We start from the raw sequence: 1,141 nt of genomic DNA, 5'->3' as shown, positions 1-1,141 counted from the left end.
GCGCAACTCATTCAGGCCGAAATCTCAGCGATAAGCCTAGAGGACATTCGCCGTTACGGTATTGGTAGCGTGCTAAACGGAGGTGGCTCTTACCCCAATGGTAATCGTGGTGCGTCTGTAAGCGAGTGGTTAGCCTATTCACGGGCGCTGCGTGACGCGTCGTTAGACACCAGTCAAGGCTCGGCAGGCATTCCGATCGTTTGGGGTACCGACGCAGTGCACGGACACAACAATGTTCGGGGTGCGACCCTCTTTCCTCACAATATCGGCTTGGGGGCGATGAATAATCCAGAGTTGATGCAACAAATCGGCGCGGCGACCGCAACTGAAGTGGCGGCAACCGGTATCGATTGGATTTTTGCACCCACGGTGGCTCAAGCAAAAGACTATCGTTGGGGCCGGACCTACGAGAGCTACACCGATGACACCGCAATAGTGCAAGCTTACGGCGAGGCTATGGTTACAGGTTTACAAAGCCTGGGCATGGGTGCTACGGCTAAACACTTTGTAGGTGACGGTGGCACCACCCGCGGTACCGATCAGGGCAATGCCGTGCTTAACGAGAACGAGCTACTGGACATGCATAGCTCGGGCTATGTCGGCGCTATTGGTGCGGGCGTGCACAGCGTGATGGCGACCTTTAATAGCATCAATGGCGAAAAGGTACACGGCAGCCAAAGCATACTTACCGGGCTTTTGCGCGACACACTGGGTTTTAGAGGTATGGTGGTTAGCGACTGGAACGGTATTGAACAGGTAGCAGGCTGCAGCGCTAGCTCTTGCCCGCAAGCCATTAATGCTGGCATTGATATGGTCATGGCGCCCTACGACTGGCGAACCTTACTGAGCAATATTGTTGCTCAAGTCCAGCAAGGGCAAATTTCTGAAGAGCGTTTGGACGAAGCCGTACTGCGAGTCTTACAGTTTAAAGCCGACATTGGTTTGTTAAACCCTACCTTTGAAGTGGGACGCGGAGTCAGCGCCGATACCGTGGGTTCTCCAGAGCATCGAAATTTAGCTCGCCAGGCGGTTCGAGAGTCGTTGGTGCTGCTTAAAAACAATAGCGCGACCTTGCCTTTGAACCCGGCTCAGCGAATTTTACTGGTGGGTGAGGCAGCCGACAGCATACCGTACCAAGCCG

Annotated in this window: 1 protein-coding gene; it reads left to right on the top strand. The window is 54.3% G+C overall.

The window, feature by feature from the left end:
* A partial coding sequence (locus tag ACTF5Z_RS12280; protein WP_438985885.1) for a glycoside hydrolase family 3 protein occupies nt 1–1,141 on the top strand: 1,141 nt, incomplete at both ends.

It is taken from the genome of Aequoribacter sp., assembly GCF_965659035.1.
Taxonomy (GTDB): Bacteria; Pseudomonadota; Gammaproteobacteria; order Pseudomonadales; family Halieaceae; genus Aequoribacter.
The sequence above is the reverse complement of the archived record's forward strand: the minus strand, read 5'-3'. Positions and strand labels throughout refer to the sequence as shown.